At 67.9% G+C, this 14,879-nt stretch carries 11 protein-coding genes; 8 read left to right on the top strand and 3 right to left on the bottom strand.

The window, feature by feature from the left end; genetic code table 11:
* Nucleotides 1–713 precede the first annotated feature (713 nt).
* From WMF28_RS22985 to WMF28_RS22975, 3 genes are all read left to right on the top strand, one after another.
* Nucleotides 714–1,853, top strand: a complete 1,140-nt coding sequence (locus WMF28_RS22985; RefSeq protein WP_437595387.1) for a hypothetical protein — start codon at nt 714–716, stop codon at nt 1,851–1,853.
* Nucleotides 1,854–2,081: 228 nt separating this feature from the next.
* Nucleotides 2,082–2,531: a hypothetical protein gene (locus WMF28_RS22980; protein ID WP_437595386.1), complete on the top strand. Its 450-nt coding sequence runs from the start codon at nt 2,082–2,084 to the stop codon at nt 2,529–2,531.
* A gap of 100 nt (nt 2,532–2,631) precedes the next feature.
* Nucleotides 2,632–3,846, top strand: coding sequence for an endo-1,4-beta-xylanase (locus tag WMF28_RS22975; protein WP_437595385.1), 1,215 nt, complete (start codon nt 2,632–2,634; stop codon nt 3,844–3,846).
* 323 nt (nt 3,847–4,169) lie between these two features.
* Here the strand turns inward: WMF28_RS22975 and WMF28_RS22970 are convergent, their stop codons facing one another.
* Nucleotides 4,170–4,910 carry a hypothetical protein gene (locus tag WMF28_RS22970; RefSeq protein ID WP_437595384.1) on the bottom strand — a complete coding sequence of 247 codons (741 nt, stop codon included), beginning with the start codon at nt 4,908–4,910 and terminating at the stop codon, nt 4,170–4,172.
* A 715-nt stretch (nt 4,911–5,625) separates the two neighbouring features.
* Here WMF28_RS22970 and WMF28_RS22965 point away from each other — a divergent pair.
* Together WMF28_RS22965 and WMF28_RS22960 are read left to right on the top strand one after the other, a co-directional pair.
* Nucleotides 5,626–7,353 (top strand): glycoside hydrolase family 43 protein, encoded by a 1,728-nt coding sequence (locus WMF28_RS22965; RefSeq protein WP_437595383.1) that lies wholly within the window; start codon nt 5,626–5,628, stop codon nt 7,351–7,353.
* 302 nt (nt 7,354–7,655) lie between these two features.
* A complete protein-coding gene (locus tag WMF28_RS22960) occupies nt 7,656–8,795 on the top strand; it encodes a family 16 glycosylhydrolase (protein WP_437595382.1) in 1,140 nt (379 codons plus the stop codon).
* Nucleotides 8,796–9,070: 275 nt separating this feature from the next.
* Here the strand turns inward: WMF28_RS22960 and WMF28_RS22955 are convergent, their stop codons facing one another.
* Both WMF28_RS22955 and WMF28_RS22950 read right to left on the bottom strand, forming a co-directional pair.
* Nucleotides 9,071–10,111: a Gfo/Idh/MocA family protein gene (locus tag WMF28_RS22955; protein WP_437595381.1), complete on the bottom strand. Its 1,041-nt coding sequence runs from the start codon at nt 10,109–10,111 to the stop codon at nt 9,071–9,073.
* Nucleotides 10,112–10,256: 145 nt separating this feature from the next.
* Nucleotides 10,257–10,442 carry a hypothetical protein gene (locus tag WMF28_RS22950; protein WP_437595380.1) on the bottom strand — a complete coding sequence of 62 codons (186 nt, stop codon included), beginning with the start codon at nt 10,440–10,442 and terminating at the stop codon, nt 10,257–10,259.
* A gap of 849 nt (nt 10,443–11,291) precedes the next feature.
* Here WMF28_RS22950 and WMF28_RS22945 point away from each other — a divergent pair.
* The 3 genes from WMF28_RS22945 (at nt 11,292) to WMF28_RS22935 (ending at nt 14,620) form a co-directional block, all read left to right on the top strand.
* Entirely contained in the window at nt 11,292–12,782 is a 1,491-nt protein-coding gene (locus WMF28_RS22945; protein WP_437595379.1) for a DUF1592 domain-containing protein, read from the top strand.
* Nucleotides 12,783–12,813: 31 nt separating this feature from the next.
* Nucleotides 12,814–14,175 carry a DUF1552 domain-containing protein gene (locus tag WMF28_RS22940; RefSeq protein ID WP_437595378.1) on the top strand — a complete coding sequence of 454 codons (1,362 nt, stop codon included), beginning with the start codon at nt 12,814–12,816 and terminating at the stop codon, nt 14,173–14,175.
* A gap of 250 nt (nt 14,176–14,425) precedes the next feature.
* Nucleotides 14,426–14,620 carry a hypothetical protein gene (locus tag WMF28_RS22935; protein ID WP_437595377.1) on the top strand — a complete coding sequence of 65 codons (195 nt, stop codon included), beginning with the start codon at nt 14,426–14,428 and terminating at the stop codon, nt 14,618–14,620.
* Nucleotides 14,621–14,879 lie beyond the last annotated feature (259 nt).

Raw genomic sequence — 14,879 nt, 5'->3', positions numbered from 1 at the left:
CGGCAGCGTCCCGCGAGGTGCGCCCTCGGTGTGCATGATGGCCGGGTGATCCGGCCCTGAGATGGCCATCGTTACCCCCCTAGATCTCCGCTCGCCGCGAGCGCGGCGAGCGGGCGCATTGTGATCGTTCACATCATCCATGTCAACTTTTGTCGGCGGGATCGCAGGTATCTCGAGCCCGAGGGAGGACGGGGCTGGCGTGGCTCGTCCGACGAAGCGGCGCGTCAATCCAGGCGGGCGCGATCATGGTCGATGTGGATTCCAATCTTACCGCTCGAACTCCGTGCTGCAGGGGTCGTGACCGACGCCGCTCGCTGACGGTGGGCCGGTCAGCTTCAGTTTCGACACGACGCGCCATCTCCTCGATCTGGGCCCCGGACGGTGTGGAACATCACTGGGCTGCCCGACTGGCTCGAAACCGACCAGAGCAATCGGGATCGAGGGTGGCCGCGGGCCGGTCAAATTTGTTTGACGCCCGAAATGTGCACGTTCACAGTCCGCTCTCGAGGCGTCCTGCTACCTTGCCTTGGATGGGCCGCACTGCGCACCGTGCCCTTCGTCCTGGGCTCGGGATCGAGCCTTTGCGCCGACTCTGTTCGCCCGGTCGTCGCGGGCGCGAGGGGGGTGAGGTCGCGGGGGCATCGCTCGTTTCGTACCACGCCGGGCCCGGGGGGGCGCACTTGGAACGGGCTGATCACGTCGCTGGAGTGAGCATGAAGAAACATCGATTCCTTTCGTCACTGGCCTGCATCGGCTGCGCGTTGTCGCTCGCCGCTTGCGGAAGCGATGACGCCGACGGCGGCGCCACCTCCACCGGCCAAGGTGGCGGCGGAGCCGCCAGCGCGGCGAACGCGGTCTCTGGCGGCTCCAGCGGCGGGGCTCCTGGAGGCGCCTCGTCCAGCGCGGGAGGTGAAGCGGGCGGCGGCGGCATGGGCGGTGGAGCGCCCAGCGGCGGAACGACGGCGGCCGGCGGCGAAGGCGGCGCTGCGGGCTCGGCGGGGACGGGCGGTCCAGACGAGTTCGAGCCGGTGACCATCTCGTTCGGCACCACGCTCGATCCGCGCGCTCAGGTGCTCGAGGCGCGAGCGCTCGCCGAGTCCGTCGCCGATCCCAGCTCTCCGCAGTGGCGCGCCAAAGGTGACCAGCGGAGGACCTATAATTTTCCAGCCGCTGGCGCCGACGTTCCTTACCGCGTCTGCGTCCCGAATCGCTGGGACGGCGCGTCGAAGTTGCCCCTCGTGATGTTCTTGCACGGCGCTTCGAACGACGAGAGCTCGTACCTGGATCAGAACAACAAGCAGATGGTGAATCTGGCCGACCAGCATGGCGTGCTGCTGGTCTCGCCGCTCGGCTACCACGGCGCGTACGGCACCTTCCTGCGGCTGCCGGCCGTGTTCGGGCAACCCGGGGAGGCGGAGAAGCTCCTGGCCGCGCGTACGCCCGAGCGCGAGCGCGATCAGGAGCTCAGCGAGAAGGACGTCATCAACGTCCTGGAGCTGGTGCTGAACGAGTACCCGATCGATCGCAGCGCGATGTTCCTCACCGGACACTCCATGGGGAGCGGCGGCACCTGGTACATCGGCGCCAAATACTCCGACTACTGGAAGGCTCTGGCGCCCATGTCCGGACCCTTCGTCCTGGAGTCGGGTTATCCGTGGGACCGGCTGCGCAACGTGCCCATCTTCGTGACGGAGGGGACCCGCGGCACGCCTTCCCTGACCGGCAGCCGGGAGCTGCGCGACTGGATGATGGCTGGCGGCTACACGATCACGTACAAGGAAGTCGATGCGGACCACGCAGGAATGGTTCCGCTCGTGCTGCCTGACGTCTTCGACTTCTTCGACCGTTCGTAGCCTCCGCGCTCGTCGCCCCGGCGCCGGTGCCCGGCGTACGCGGCGGCGCTCTCCGCATGCGTGTCGCTGCCGGAAAGTTCCAGTTATCACGGTCACGGGTCCATCCCAGCGTCCTCCCTCGGGCTGGAGGATGGCCGCGGGCAAGTCGATTGGGTTTGACATCGATCATGTGACCGTTCACAGTACTCCGGAGCAGTATCCTCTTGCTTCGTTTAGGGTGGGTCGTCCATGCGCACCGAGATCTTCGTCCTCCGATGGATCTCGGCACCGCTACCGTTCGCTCGGCGGTGCGCGCCGCCGGCGGCGGATCGGCGCACCGCAGGTCGCCGGCTGTCGGGTCGCTTCCTCGAGACCGCGCGCTCTCTCGCGATCGCCTTCGTGCGCGAGCTCACGAGCTTCGAGCGTCTCTGGCAGGTCGCCGAGCGCAGCATGTCCCCGCGGCTGCGCCACGCGCAGCGTGAGGACACGGATTCCCTCCGGAAGGTCCCGTACCTCCTCGCCGGCCGCGCCTCGGGCTCCCTGAAGACCGGCCAGCTCGTCGACGTCAAGATCACCAACAACAAGCTGCTCGACACGATCGGCACCGCGGTCGGCTGCACCAACGGGCAGGGAGGCCCGCTCGACAACTTCGGCGACGAGAGCCGCGAAGGCGGGCTCGTCGACCCGATCATCGCCTGATGGACAAGGGAATCCAGATATTTCGGAGCTCGAGCCGCTGCCTATCGGCTCGCCGCTCGAAGGATTGCCATCTTCAATCGCTCAACTTGCGGAAATTAACATGAACAAGAACCGTTCTTCTCGATGGCTGTGCGGCACGACGTGGATCGCGCTCGGGGTCGCGACTCTCTTTGGATGCTCCGATGGGGGCGACGGCGGTGAAGGTGGCGCGGGCGGCTCGGGGGGAGCTGGCAGCACCGTCACCAGCGGCAGCACGACCGGGGCCGGGACGACCGGGGCCGGGACGACCGGGGCCGGGACGACCGGGGCCGGGACGACCGGGGCCGGGACGACCGGGGCCGGGACGACCGGGGCCGGGACGACCAGCGCCAGCACCGGCGGATCGAACGAGGGCGGCGGCGGTTCGGGCGCCTCGACCAGCGCGTCCACCGGAGCTGGCGGCTCCGAGCCCACGGGGAAGTTCGTCGGCAACATCACGACGCGCGGCGCCGTGCGCGACGGCTTCGTGAAGTACTGGAACCAGATCACGCCCGAGAACGAGGGCAAGTGGGGCTCCGTCGAGAAGTCCCGCGGGAACAGGGACTGGTCCGCGCTCGACAGGATCTACAAGTACGCGCAGGACAACAACATCCTCTTCAAGCACCACGTCTTCGTGTGGGGCTCCCAGCAACCCGACTGGGTCGGGCGCCTCTCCGGGTCGGAGCAGCAGGCGGCCGTGCGGGATTGGATGAAGTCGTTCTGCGAGCGCTACCCCAAGACCAAGTACATCGACGTGGTCAACGAGCCGCCGCCCCACACCACGCCCTCCTACAAGAACGGCATCGGCGGAGATGGCGCCAGCGGCTGGGACTGGATCGTCAACTCCTTCAAGTGGGCCCGCGAGTTCTGCCCGAACGCGGTCCTGATCCTCAACGACTACAACAACATCGAGTACCAGAACGACCACAACAACTTCATGAGGATCGCGAAGGCGGTCATCGACGCGGGCGCCCCGGTCGACGTCATCGGCGCGCAGGCCCACGACGCGTACAAGATCAACACCAACACCGTCAAGGGCTACATCGACGCGCTCGCCTCGCTGGGCAAGCCCGTGCACATCACCGAGTACGACATCGGCATCGCGGACGACAACCAGCAGAAGAGGGTGATGGAGGAGCAGTTCACGATGTACTGGAATCACCCCTCGGTCCAGGGCATCACCTTGTGGGGTTACATCGTCGGCACCACCTGGCGGGACAACACCGGCATCCAGCATCCGGACGACAGGATGCGGCCGGCGATGCAGTGGCTGATGGACTTCCTGGATCGTGGGTGATTGACGTCCCGCTCAAGCGGTGATCCTGGAAGACCGCGCGGTGCGGCTGTGCTGCCGGTCAGCCACCCCGCCTTGTCGTGCTGCCCAGCGGAGCTCGCCTGAGAGAAGTCCGTCAAGCAGGAGCCCCCGCCAGCCTTGTCCCCCCTCGGGCTCACGGTGAACCGCGCCGCACCGCCGGTCGCTGTTATTCCTGAATATTAACGCTCACAATTATCGGGCAGCTCGGCGAGGTACACGACCGAGCTGCGGGAGCGGGCGGAGGCGTATGCCGAGGAGCGCTCCCGCTCGGGGGCGACGTCGAACGAGGTCGCCGCGGCGCGCGGTCAGGGCTGCGTCTCCTCGACGGATTGGACGTCGAGCTGTATGAATTGACCGACGAAAGGCTCGGGCGCAGGGGGGACGCCGTCCACGACCAGATGCTTGAAGTTGGCGATCATGACGCGATTTGGATCGTCGCCCAGGAAGGATACGCTGGCTCCGCCCCGAACCGGGATGGTCTTCGTATGGTCGATGATGAACACGTCGTGACCCACGTTGGGGCTATCGTTGAGGTAGTAGACCTCGGGCGGATCTGAGACAGAGAAGCTGTAGACGTTGTACGTCGGGTTGTCGGGTGTACCGCCCACGCGAAAGTGCATGCCATCGGGCGTGCCGCCCCGGTACGTCTCCGGCTCGACGACGCCGCGGAGACGGACGGTCACCTGGTAGATCGTGTCGGGCGAGCCGCCGAACGTCCGCGTCTCGTCGACCCGCCTGGACGTCGTACATTCGTCACTGTTGCCCGGGTCCCTGTCGCACGGCATCTCCCAGCGAAATCCGTCGATGTTGGCGGCCGCCGCGAGCAGGTCTTCGCCGCCGCTGCCGCCGGCTCCGCCGCTGCCGCCGGCTCCGCCGCCCCCGCCGGCCCCGCCGGAGCTCGCGCTGCTGGAGGCGCTCGTGCTGACGCTCGTCGAGGCTCCTCCGCCCGAACCTCCAGCGCCGGTCGAGCTGGCGGTGGCCTGGTCGTCCGGAGGCGGGTCGGCGTCGGAGCCGCAGGCAAGAAGGACCGTGATTGCAGGTACCACGAGCAGAGAGATTCTCATTTTACACCCGTCCGGCGAGACCGCCGGCATGGAAGCTGGGAACACCGAAATTCGTGTCGTTCACATCGAACCTGGTTCCATGTGAACGATCACATAAGAGGTGTCAATAGCGATCGACCGGCACGCGATCTCCTCGATCCCGAGGGAAGACGAGGTTGGCCGGGGGCTCCTCCGGAGCGCGGCGTCGGGAGGAGCAGGCGCCGGATTCCTGCTGGAAAGCAGCGCTGGACCCGGGGGAGGGGCGAGGCTGGAGACGCCCCAGGGGGTGTCGATCGGGGTTGACACCCGTAATGTGAACGTTCACTATACACCCGATCGGCACCCTCTTGCTTTGCCCCGGATGGGGCGTCATGCGCATCGAGACGTTCGTCGTCCGATCGGGCTCGGCGGAGCGTCTCGCTCGCTCGGTGGTCTCGGAGCATGCGCGACGACCATGATCGTGAGGGGGGCAGACGCGCGCTGTCGAGCGCCACGGCGCTCGGCGCGCTTCGTCGGAGAGGTTCCGAGCGTGAGGGCTCGGACGTCGTCTGCCGCCGATTTTTTCATCTCTCGCGAAAGACGATCACTGCCAGAGCGCCCAGCGGGCCGCCTTGGCGGCGAATCACCCCCACGAGCAGCGCCGGAGAGTGATGAACCGAGCGCGCTGCGATACCGACAACACCTGAAGAAGTTTCAGGAGAGCAGCGAGGACCCAGGAATGGCAACGAACACCACGTCCCTCCAGCGTAGGCTTCTCACGGCGGCATTGTTGATCTGTGGCGTGACCGCGCTTCCGTCAGGCGCCCTGGCAGACAATCCCATCGTTCAGACCATCTATACCCCCGATCCTGCGCCCATGGTCTACAATGATACGGTATACCTCTATACCGGACACGACGAAGACAGCGCGACGGACTGGTTCGGGATGAACGAATGGAGAGTGTACTCCTCCACGGATATGGTGAACTGGACGGATCACGGTTCACCGCTGAGGTATGGCGATTTCAGCTGGGCAAAGGGAGACGCGTGGGCAGGCCAGGCCATCCACAGAAACGGAAAGTTCTACTACTACGTTCCTGTGACGAGCCGCTCGCTCAACAGGATGACCATCGGCGTGGCCGTGTCGGACAGCCCCACCGGTCCCTTCAAAGACGCCCTGGGAAAACCGCTGATCAGCGCCGATTGCGGCGACATCGATCCGACGCCGTTCATCGACGACGACGGTCAGGCCTATCTGTACTGGGGAAACCCCAGTGTGTGCTACGTGAAGCTGAACGAAGACATGATCTCCTACCAGGGGGACGTCGTACACGTGCCCATGACGGCGGCGAGCTTTGGGCAGAGCACCGGGCGTAAGGCCGATGATCGCCATGCGACCAAGTACGAAGAAGGTCCGTGGCTCTACAAGCGCGACGGACTGTACTACCTGGTGTATGCGGGGGGGCCAATTTCCGAATATATCGCGTACTCCACGAGCAGCAGCCCCACCGGCCCGTGGACTTACCGGGGGGTCATCATGCCCACGGAGGGCAGCAGCTTCACCAACCACGCGGGCGTCATCGACTTCAAGGGGAGCTCCTACTTCTTCTATCACAACGGTGCCTTGCCGGGCGGTGGAGGCTTTCACCGATCGACGGCCGTTGAGCGATTCACCTTCAACCCCGATGGTACCTTCCCGACGATCAAGATGACTCAGGCGGGCCCGCCTGGCGTCGGTACCCTGAATCCGTATGTCATGACGGAGGCTGAAACGATTGCCTGGGAATCCGGTGTAGAGACCGAGGCATGCAGCGAGGGCGGAATGAACGTCGGGTCGATTGAAAACGGGGACTACATCAAGGTGAAGGGCGTCGATTTCGGCACGGGCGCGGTGTCCTTCGACGCACGAGTGGCCTCGGCGACCAGCGGCGGTAACATCGAGCTGCGCCTCGACAGCACGACCGGCACGCTGGTGGGAACCTGCATGGTCCAGGGGACCGGCGGCTTCCAGACCTGGGTTACCACGTCCTGCGCTGTCGACGGTGCGACAGGGGTACACGATCTGTACCTCAAGTTCACCGGTGGAAACGGTTTTCTGTTCAATGTCGACTGGTGGAGATTCACTCCGCTCGACGCCCCGGATCCGGATCCGGATCCGACCGGCGGCGGGGGCGCTCCGAGCGTGGGTGAAGGGGGAGCGACGGGCAGCGGCGGCGCGGGCGGGGGTGGGAGCGTCAGCAGCGCCGCAACGACCAGCACCGGAGCAACGGCGGGCAGCGGCACGGGCGGCGGTGGCGCCGCCCCCGCTGACGGCGCCAGCGACGACGGGGGCGGGTGTGCCTGCCGGGTCCAATCGGGGCCCAGCTCCCCCGCGGGCGCGCTCGCCGCCTTGATCGCGCTGGGCGCGGTCGCCGCGCGGCGGCGTCGTGCCCGAGAAGCAGGGCGGAGCGGGGCCGCCGCGGACTGACGGTCTGGTGCAATGACCGCGGCGCCCGCGGAAATCTGCCCTCCAGGCGCCGCGGAAAGCTGACCCGGCGTCGCCTGGGTCAGCGTCTCCTCGCTGCCGCCGGCGCAGGCGGCTCGGCGGCCTCGGCCCTCGGCTTGGAGCGCGCCTCGCTCATGGCCAGCGACCCCTTCTGCCGCCAAGAGTCGGCATCGATGTCAAGGATGCCGAGCGCGAACCAGCAGGCCACGCCCTGACACGAGGAGCCGACGAAGAACTATCGCATGGACGCCGTCCATGTTAACGTTCTCATAGGAGGTTCCACGATGTTCACGAAATTGCGCGCTGGTCTGATGCTCGCCGCTGCGTCGCTGGCGCTCGCGATGAGCTCGACCGCGGCCGCGAAGCCTTACAAGGGAGCAGAGCTCTACACGCCCCAGGGCTATCTTCATGGTCGCATCGAGATGCGCATGCGCATGGCGCGCGGGAGCGGCATCCTGTCGAATTTCTTCACCTACAAGGACGGCTCCGAGGTGTCCGGCGCATTCTGGGAGGAGATCGATATCGAGGTCTTCGGGAAGGACGGCGCCCGGAGCTGGCAGTCGAACATCATCACCGGGACGGGCACGAGGGCGACGTCGGAAGAGGTGCACACGACGGACGTCTCCCTCGCGGACGGCTATCACACCTACGCGCTGGAGTGGACGCCGGACTACGTCGCCTGGAGCTTCGACGGGAAAGAGGTCAGGAGGACGACGGGGCAGCAGGTGGCCAGCCTGAAGAATCCCCAGTCTCTGCGCTTCAACACGTGGTCCTCCGAGGCCACCGAGTGGGTCGGAGCGTTCGACGATTCCGTCCTCCCGCAGCACCAGTTCGTCAACTGGGTCAAGTACTATCGCTATAACAACGGAGTCTTCGAGCTCGCGTGGCACGACGAGTTCGATTCCCTGGACGGCGCGCGATGGAGCAAAGCGGACTGGACGTTCGATGGGAACCGCGTCGACTTCGACCCGCAGAACGTGACGGTCAAAGATGGCACGCTGGTGCTGTCGCTGACCCGGGAGGGGCAGACCGGATTCACCGGAAATGTGCCCCGCGATGAGGGCACCGGGTCAGGCACCGGCGCGGGCGGGGCGGGGACGACGACCTCCTCCTCCGGGGGCGGCGCGGGCGGGGCGGAGACGGCGACCTCCTCCTCCGGGGGCGGCGCGGGCGGGGCGGGGACGGCGACCTCCTCCTCCGGGGGCGGCGCGGGCGGGGCGGGGACGGTGACCTCCTCCTCCGGGGGCGGCGACGCACCGGGCGAGGGAGGTGGGATCGGCGGAACACCGCCGGACGAGGAGGCCTCCGACGGAGGTTGCGGGTGCGTCGTCGCCGGAGCCAGCACCACGACGAGCTCGTGGGCCGCGGCGCTCGCCGTGGGGCTTTCCGCCCTGGCGATGCGACGGCGCCGGACCCGTGGCTGACCTTGCAGGATGCTCGCAGGCGTCGCGGGGCGAGGGGCGTTCTCGCCGTCGCGGCCGTGACGACGCCGGGCGCTGCGGGCGCCGCTCGTCCCGCTCGCCAGAAGTCCGGCCAGGGACAGCCGGACTTCTGCGCCGCTCCGCGGCGGCTTTGCGCGGGCGGGCCTAGCTCTTTTCCTCGGGGCTCCGCCCGAACCCCGGCGTCCGCTTCGCGGCCGCCCTAGTTCCGCGTGTCACCGCGCGTCAGCAATCCCTGGCGGGATTTCAGACGCGCGGAGCTAGATCTTCTCCCAGCGCCCGCTCTCGGCGGAACGGAAGAGCGCGTCGATGACCCGCATGTTGCCGACCGCGGCCTCGATCGGGTTCTCGACGGGGCCCCCCGTGCGGATGGCGCGCGAGAACGCCTCGCTCTGCAGCTGGTACTGGTCGACGGCGGGGAACGAGGTGACCTGGGCCGAGCTGCAGTTCAGCGTCGAGCCGTCATCGAGGAAGAGCTTGCACGGCTGATCGGCGGGGGCGTTGAACGGGATCTCGATCTCGATGCGGCCCCTGGTACCGAGCGCGTTCACGCGCTGGTAGGCCACGGCCTGCGTGCTGCACGTGAACGTCAGGTGCGCGCCGCGGTAGTCGAGCAGGCCCGAGGTCAAGCGATCGGTGCCGAACTCGGGATCGCGCTCGGCGAGCGCCATCGCCCGCACGGGCTCGCGTCCGAACAGGAAGCGCGACATGTTCACCGCGTAGCAGCCGATGTCGTAGAGCGCGCCGCCCCCGACTTCCCTCCTGTTGCGGATGTTGGTGGCGTCGCGGTTGAAATACGAGAACGCCGCGTGGACGCTGACCAGGTCGCCGATCTGGCCGCTTCGCACCCAGTCCCTGGCCTGCTGCCACTGCGGGTGGTGGCGGATCATGAACGCCTCGGCGATCCGCTTGCCCGTCTCGTGCTGGACGTCGACAAGCGCCGCGGCGTCCTTGGCGCTGAGCGCGATCGGCTTTTCGCACAGGACGTGCTTGCCGGCGCGGGCCGCGCGCGCCGTCCACTTCACGTGCAGGTGGTTGGGGAGCGGGTTGTAGATGGCCTCGATCTCCGGATCGTCGAGCAGCTCATCGTAGCTGCCGTACGCTTTCGGGATCCCGAGCGACTGCGCGGCGGCGCGCGCCTTGCCGAGGTCGCGCGAGGCCAGCGCGGCGAGCTGGGTCAGGGGCCCCCGCTTCATACCGGGCAGGCTGACATTCATCGCGAAGTTGCTCACCCCGAGGACGCCCCAGCGCACGGGGGTGAGGTGTTCGCTCGACTTCGGACCTTGGGCAGATGTGGACATGGGCACCTCGCCGCGCGCGACGCTGGTGGCCGACGGCGCGTCTGTAAACGCTCGATGTGAGTCGACCCGACGGGTAGGGCCAGGGGCTGGAAGAGGAGCGCGCCCTGCGCGAGGAGCGGAGAGGGCGAGAGCAGGGCGCGGCGCCTCAGAAGGTCTGCATAGAACAGGCTTTCTGTCCTTTTGCGCCGCAGCCGAAATCCTTCCCCTCGGCGGCCGATGCGGGGACGTCCGCCGTCCCGCCAGCGGCCCATGCAGCGCCCGCAAAGCCGCCGGCAAAGCCGACTGCAAAGCCAATGCCGACGCTCATCATCGCGGCACCCATCAGCGTCATGCTCCTCGCCATACGACGTCTCCTGACCAGGTGAAGGGCAAGCTCACCCATGCCATCGCAACTCTGTGAATGTGAACGCTCACATTTCGCGCGTCAATCCAAATCGACCGACGCGGGGGCGAGCTGTTGGCCGGAGCACGCGCCCGAGCCGCCGCGTTCAGGAGGCCATACCCGGGGCGCCGGCCGCCTGCGGCATCGAGCGCCTGCCGTCGGTGCGCTGGTCGGCGTCGAGCGCGGTCCGACGCCCGCCGCCCCGTGACGCGGCGCTCCGGAGGAGCCCGCCAGCGTTGTCCTCCCCCGGGCTCGAGGATCCCCGTCGGGCCGGTCGTTTGGGTTTGACATCATAAATGTGATCGTTCACATTTTGCACGGGGTATCCTTTGGCTTTGCCTTGTGGGGTCGTCCTGCGTGCGGAGGCCTTCGTGGTCTGACCGGTCTCGGCACGGGTTCCGTTCGGTCGTCGCGAAGGCGATTGCCGATAGGGGTGCTTGGCGTTCTGCCAGCGGTGATCCACCGGGGACCACGGTCAGGTGGTCTACATTCCGTCACGCCGGGCGCGATGGGTTTCGCAGTGCGAGCAGTTGCTCTCAGGCACCGTCGCCAGATGTGGGTACCCGTGCGTCGTCACCCCTCGCAGTATCGGAGAGCAAGATGAAGAAGCCGTCCTGGCACAAGCTCCGTTCCTCAAGAGAAGTCGCCGCCGTTTGTGCGCTCGCGTTCGCGGCCGCGTGCACGGGCACGCTGGGTGATTCGTCGGACGGCACTGGGGGATCCTCCGCTGAAAGCGATGGATCGTCGACGGGCTCGGCCCCTCCGGCGTTCCAACCCGCGGCCGGGATGCTGCGTCGTTTGACGAGAACGCAGTTCCGCAACGCCGTGCGCGACGTGTTCGGCGTGGAGGTCCATCTCGACGCGCTCGATTCCGACAGCTGGAACGGAAACTTTGCGGTCATCGGCGCCTCGACGGTCGTGACTTCGGAACGAGGCGTCGAGCAGTACCACACGGCCATAGAGAGCGCCGTGGACGCGGTGTTCTCCGATTCGGCGAAGCGGGACCAGTTCATCGGTTGCACGCCCAGCGGCGCGCAAGACGACGCTTGCGTGCGCGGCTTCATCCAGGTGCAGGGGCTTCGAGCGTGGCGCCGCCCGCTCGAGACAGCAGAGGTCGACCGGCTCGCGGCGGTCGCCAGCGAGGCCGCGACCGAGCTCGGCAGCGCCGTCGAGGGGGCCCGCTGGGCGACAGTGGCTCTCTTCTCATCGCCGAACTTTCTGTATCGCCCGGAGCTCGGAGCTCCGAGCGCCGATGGGTCGCTACGCTTGACGGGCTACGAGATGGCGTCCCGGCTCGCGTTTCTCGTGTGGAACAGCCTGCCGGACGAGGAGCTGCTCGACCAGGCCGCGAGCGGGATGCTCGCGACGGTGGAGGGCGTTCGTGCCGCGGCGACGCGGCTGCTCGACGCGCCCGCCGGACGCGAGGCCATCGGCGCCTTCGCCGAAGAGTACATGCGGCTCGATCGAATCGGCACGCAGGCGAAAGACGCGGAGCTATTTCCGGAGTACGGCGCCGCGCTGAAAGCGGCGATGGTTCGCGACATGCGGGGCACCTGGGAGGTCCTCGCGTTCGATGATCAAGCGAGCGCGCTCGACCTGTTCTCGACCACGAAGGTCGTCGTCAACACGGAGCTCGCCGAGCTCTACGGCGTCGACGCGACCGGCCTGAGCTCGAGCACCTTCGAGGTTCGCTCGTTGCCTGCGGACGGCCCGCGGGTCGGGATCCTGGGCAAGGCCGGCTTCCTCTCGCAGTTCGCCAACCAGAAAGAGGGGTCGCCCACGTTGCGCGGCAAGTTCATGCGTGACGCCCTCATGTGCACGCCCGTGCGGCCGCCCCCCGGCAACGTCGCTCTCGAGCTCCCGGAGCCGCCTGCGGACAGGCCCCTCACGAAACGTCAGCGGCTCGAGGCCCACCGGACCGCGCCTGCCTGCGCCGCCTGTCATGCCTACATGGACCCGCTGGGCCTGCCGCTCGAGACGTTCGACGCGATCGGCCGTTACCGCACGACCGACCACGGCCTGCCGATCGACTCCAGCGGCGACTTCGACGGGGAGCCGGTCGCCGACGCGCGCGAGCTCGGCATGACCGTCGGCGCGAGCGACGAGGTCGCTCGATGCCTCGTCCGCAAGTACTACTCGTATGCAGCAGGCCACGAGGAGCGAGCCGTGGACGGCAGCGTGCTGAACACGCTTGTCGCTTCGTTCGAGGCGTCGGGGCTCAAGCTGCGCGAGCTGGTCCTCGACGTCGTGACGAACGAAGCCTTTTCGGCCGTCGCCCCGCAACCCTAGTCGAACGGTGTACCCCATGACGACCAAAGCCTTGAACCGACGAACTGTTCTCCGGGGCATGCTGGCGACGGGCGCCGCCGTCACGATCCCGCTCCCGCTGCTGGAGATCATGCTGAACCAGAGCGGCACGGCGCTCGCTCAGTCGAACACCCCGGTCTCGCCGCTCTATGTCACGTGGTTCTTCGGGAACGGTACGCTGCCCGGCCGCTGGAAGCCGGCGCGCACGGGCTCCGGCTCGGCCTGGGAGCTCAGTCCCCAGCTCCAGCCGCTCGCGGAGCACAAGTCTCATCTCACGGTGATCAGCGGCCTCGAGAACAAGCTCGTCGTCTCCGGCTTCGAGCACCCCACGGGGTCGGCGGGGGCCACGACCGGCGCGCCGCTCAGCGGGAACGCCGTGCGGGCCCCATCCATCGACCAGGTCGTCGCGAACCTCAACTCCGAGGGGGCGCCGTACCGCTCTCTCGAGGTGGGATTGACGCCGGCGACGCCGGGCGGCCCTCAGGACTCGCTGCATACCGTCTCGCACAGGGGACCGAACTCGCGCAACAACCCGGAGTTCGATCCGAGGGCCGTGTTCAACCGGCTGTTCATGGGCGGCACGCCGGCGCCCAACGACGAAGAAGCGGACCAGGCGACGAAGCTCGCGAACGTCCGGAAGAGCGTGCTCGACTCGATCCTGCGAGACGGCGCGGGCCTGCAGCAGCGGCTCGGGGCGGCCGACAGGCAACGCGTGGAGCAGCACCTCGAGTCGATCCGCGCCATCGAGCGGCGCCTCGAGACGACGACGCCCGGCGGCGGCTCGCCGCCCGCATGCAGCAGCCCGACGGCCCCCACCGCCGGCAAGGACTCGCAGAGCGAAGCGCCCCCGCAGGTGAACACCGCCATGGTCGAGCTCTCGGCGCTCGCGCTCGCCTGCGAGAGGACCCGCGTGCTCTCGTTCATGTTCTCGCTGCCCGCCGCGCACGTCTACTACCGGCACCTCGCGCAGGATATGAACGACGACTTTCACGACACCATCTGTCACGGGGATGCCGGAGATCAATCGGGTCAGCCTCGCGTCGACAAGGGCGTGATCTACACGATGCGCTGCCTGAACGAGTTCTTGACGAAGCTCAAGAATACCGCGCACGGTAGCTCGAACCTGCTCGACAACACGCTCGTGTTCGTCACGTCCGACACCGCCTGGGGTAAGGTGCACACGAAGACAGAATGGCCGGTGCTCTTCGCGGGGAAAGCCGGAGGACGGCTGCGCGGCGACGAGCATCACAACTTCCCCGGCGAAAACCTGAGCAAAGCGCTCCTGACGGTCGCCCAGGTCATGGGCTCGACCGCGACGGAGATCGGCCTCGACGCGGGGCGGGTCACGTCACCGCTCGCGGGCGTCCAGGTCTGACCGCGGCATCGCGGCGTCTGGAAGAGGCGCTCCGCACGCGCTCGCCGGCCTGCGCGCGCCGCCCCATCGTCCCCGGATCGAGCACAACCCACCTCGTGAACGAGCGGCCCGTTGCCGCGACACACACCGACGGCGCCGCGATCCGGTCGCGGCGCCCGTCCACCTACGCTCGAAGATGTGCCTCTAGCGATCCGCCTGCAGCAAGCCGAGGCGATACGGGAGCTGCGAGTATTCGCCGCCCGAGCCCGGATTGCGCGAGCTGCTCCGCGCGCTCTGGTGGGGGACGGCCGCGCTGTCGGCGGCTGTGCTCGCCGCCGCCGGCCTCGACTTCGACGATCGCTCGACCGACAGCTCCGTCGGCCGCACCACGGAGATCTCGAGCGTCAACTGGCTCGCGCGTGTCGCCCGCGCGCTCGATGCGTCGCGGGCGCAGCGCAGGCGATGACGCCGGCTCGGCGCGGGCGCTCGAGCGCGAGGGCGACGCGCGCCGGCCGGCGGCGGTGGGTGGCGCGAGGTCCACACCGGGACGGGAGCGCCGCGGTCACCCCCGCGGGACCGCGGCGCTCGCGCGCCACGCCGGTGCCGCAGCTTCCCGGGGCCTCGCGCTCGGTCACCGGTAGATCCCGAGCCCCCTCGAGGGCCGCGCCGGACTCGAGATTGCGACAGCGCCGCTCGCGATCCGGCTCTTCACGCCTGGGCGCGCG

It is taken from the genome of Sorangium sp. So ce590, assembly GCF_051521365.1.
Taxonomy (GTDB): domain Bacteria; phylum Myxococcota_A; class Polyangia; order Polyangiales; family Polyangiaceae; genus Sorangium.
This window is presented reverse-complemented; position numbering and strand designations above follow the sequence as displayed.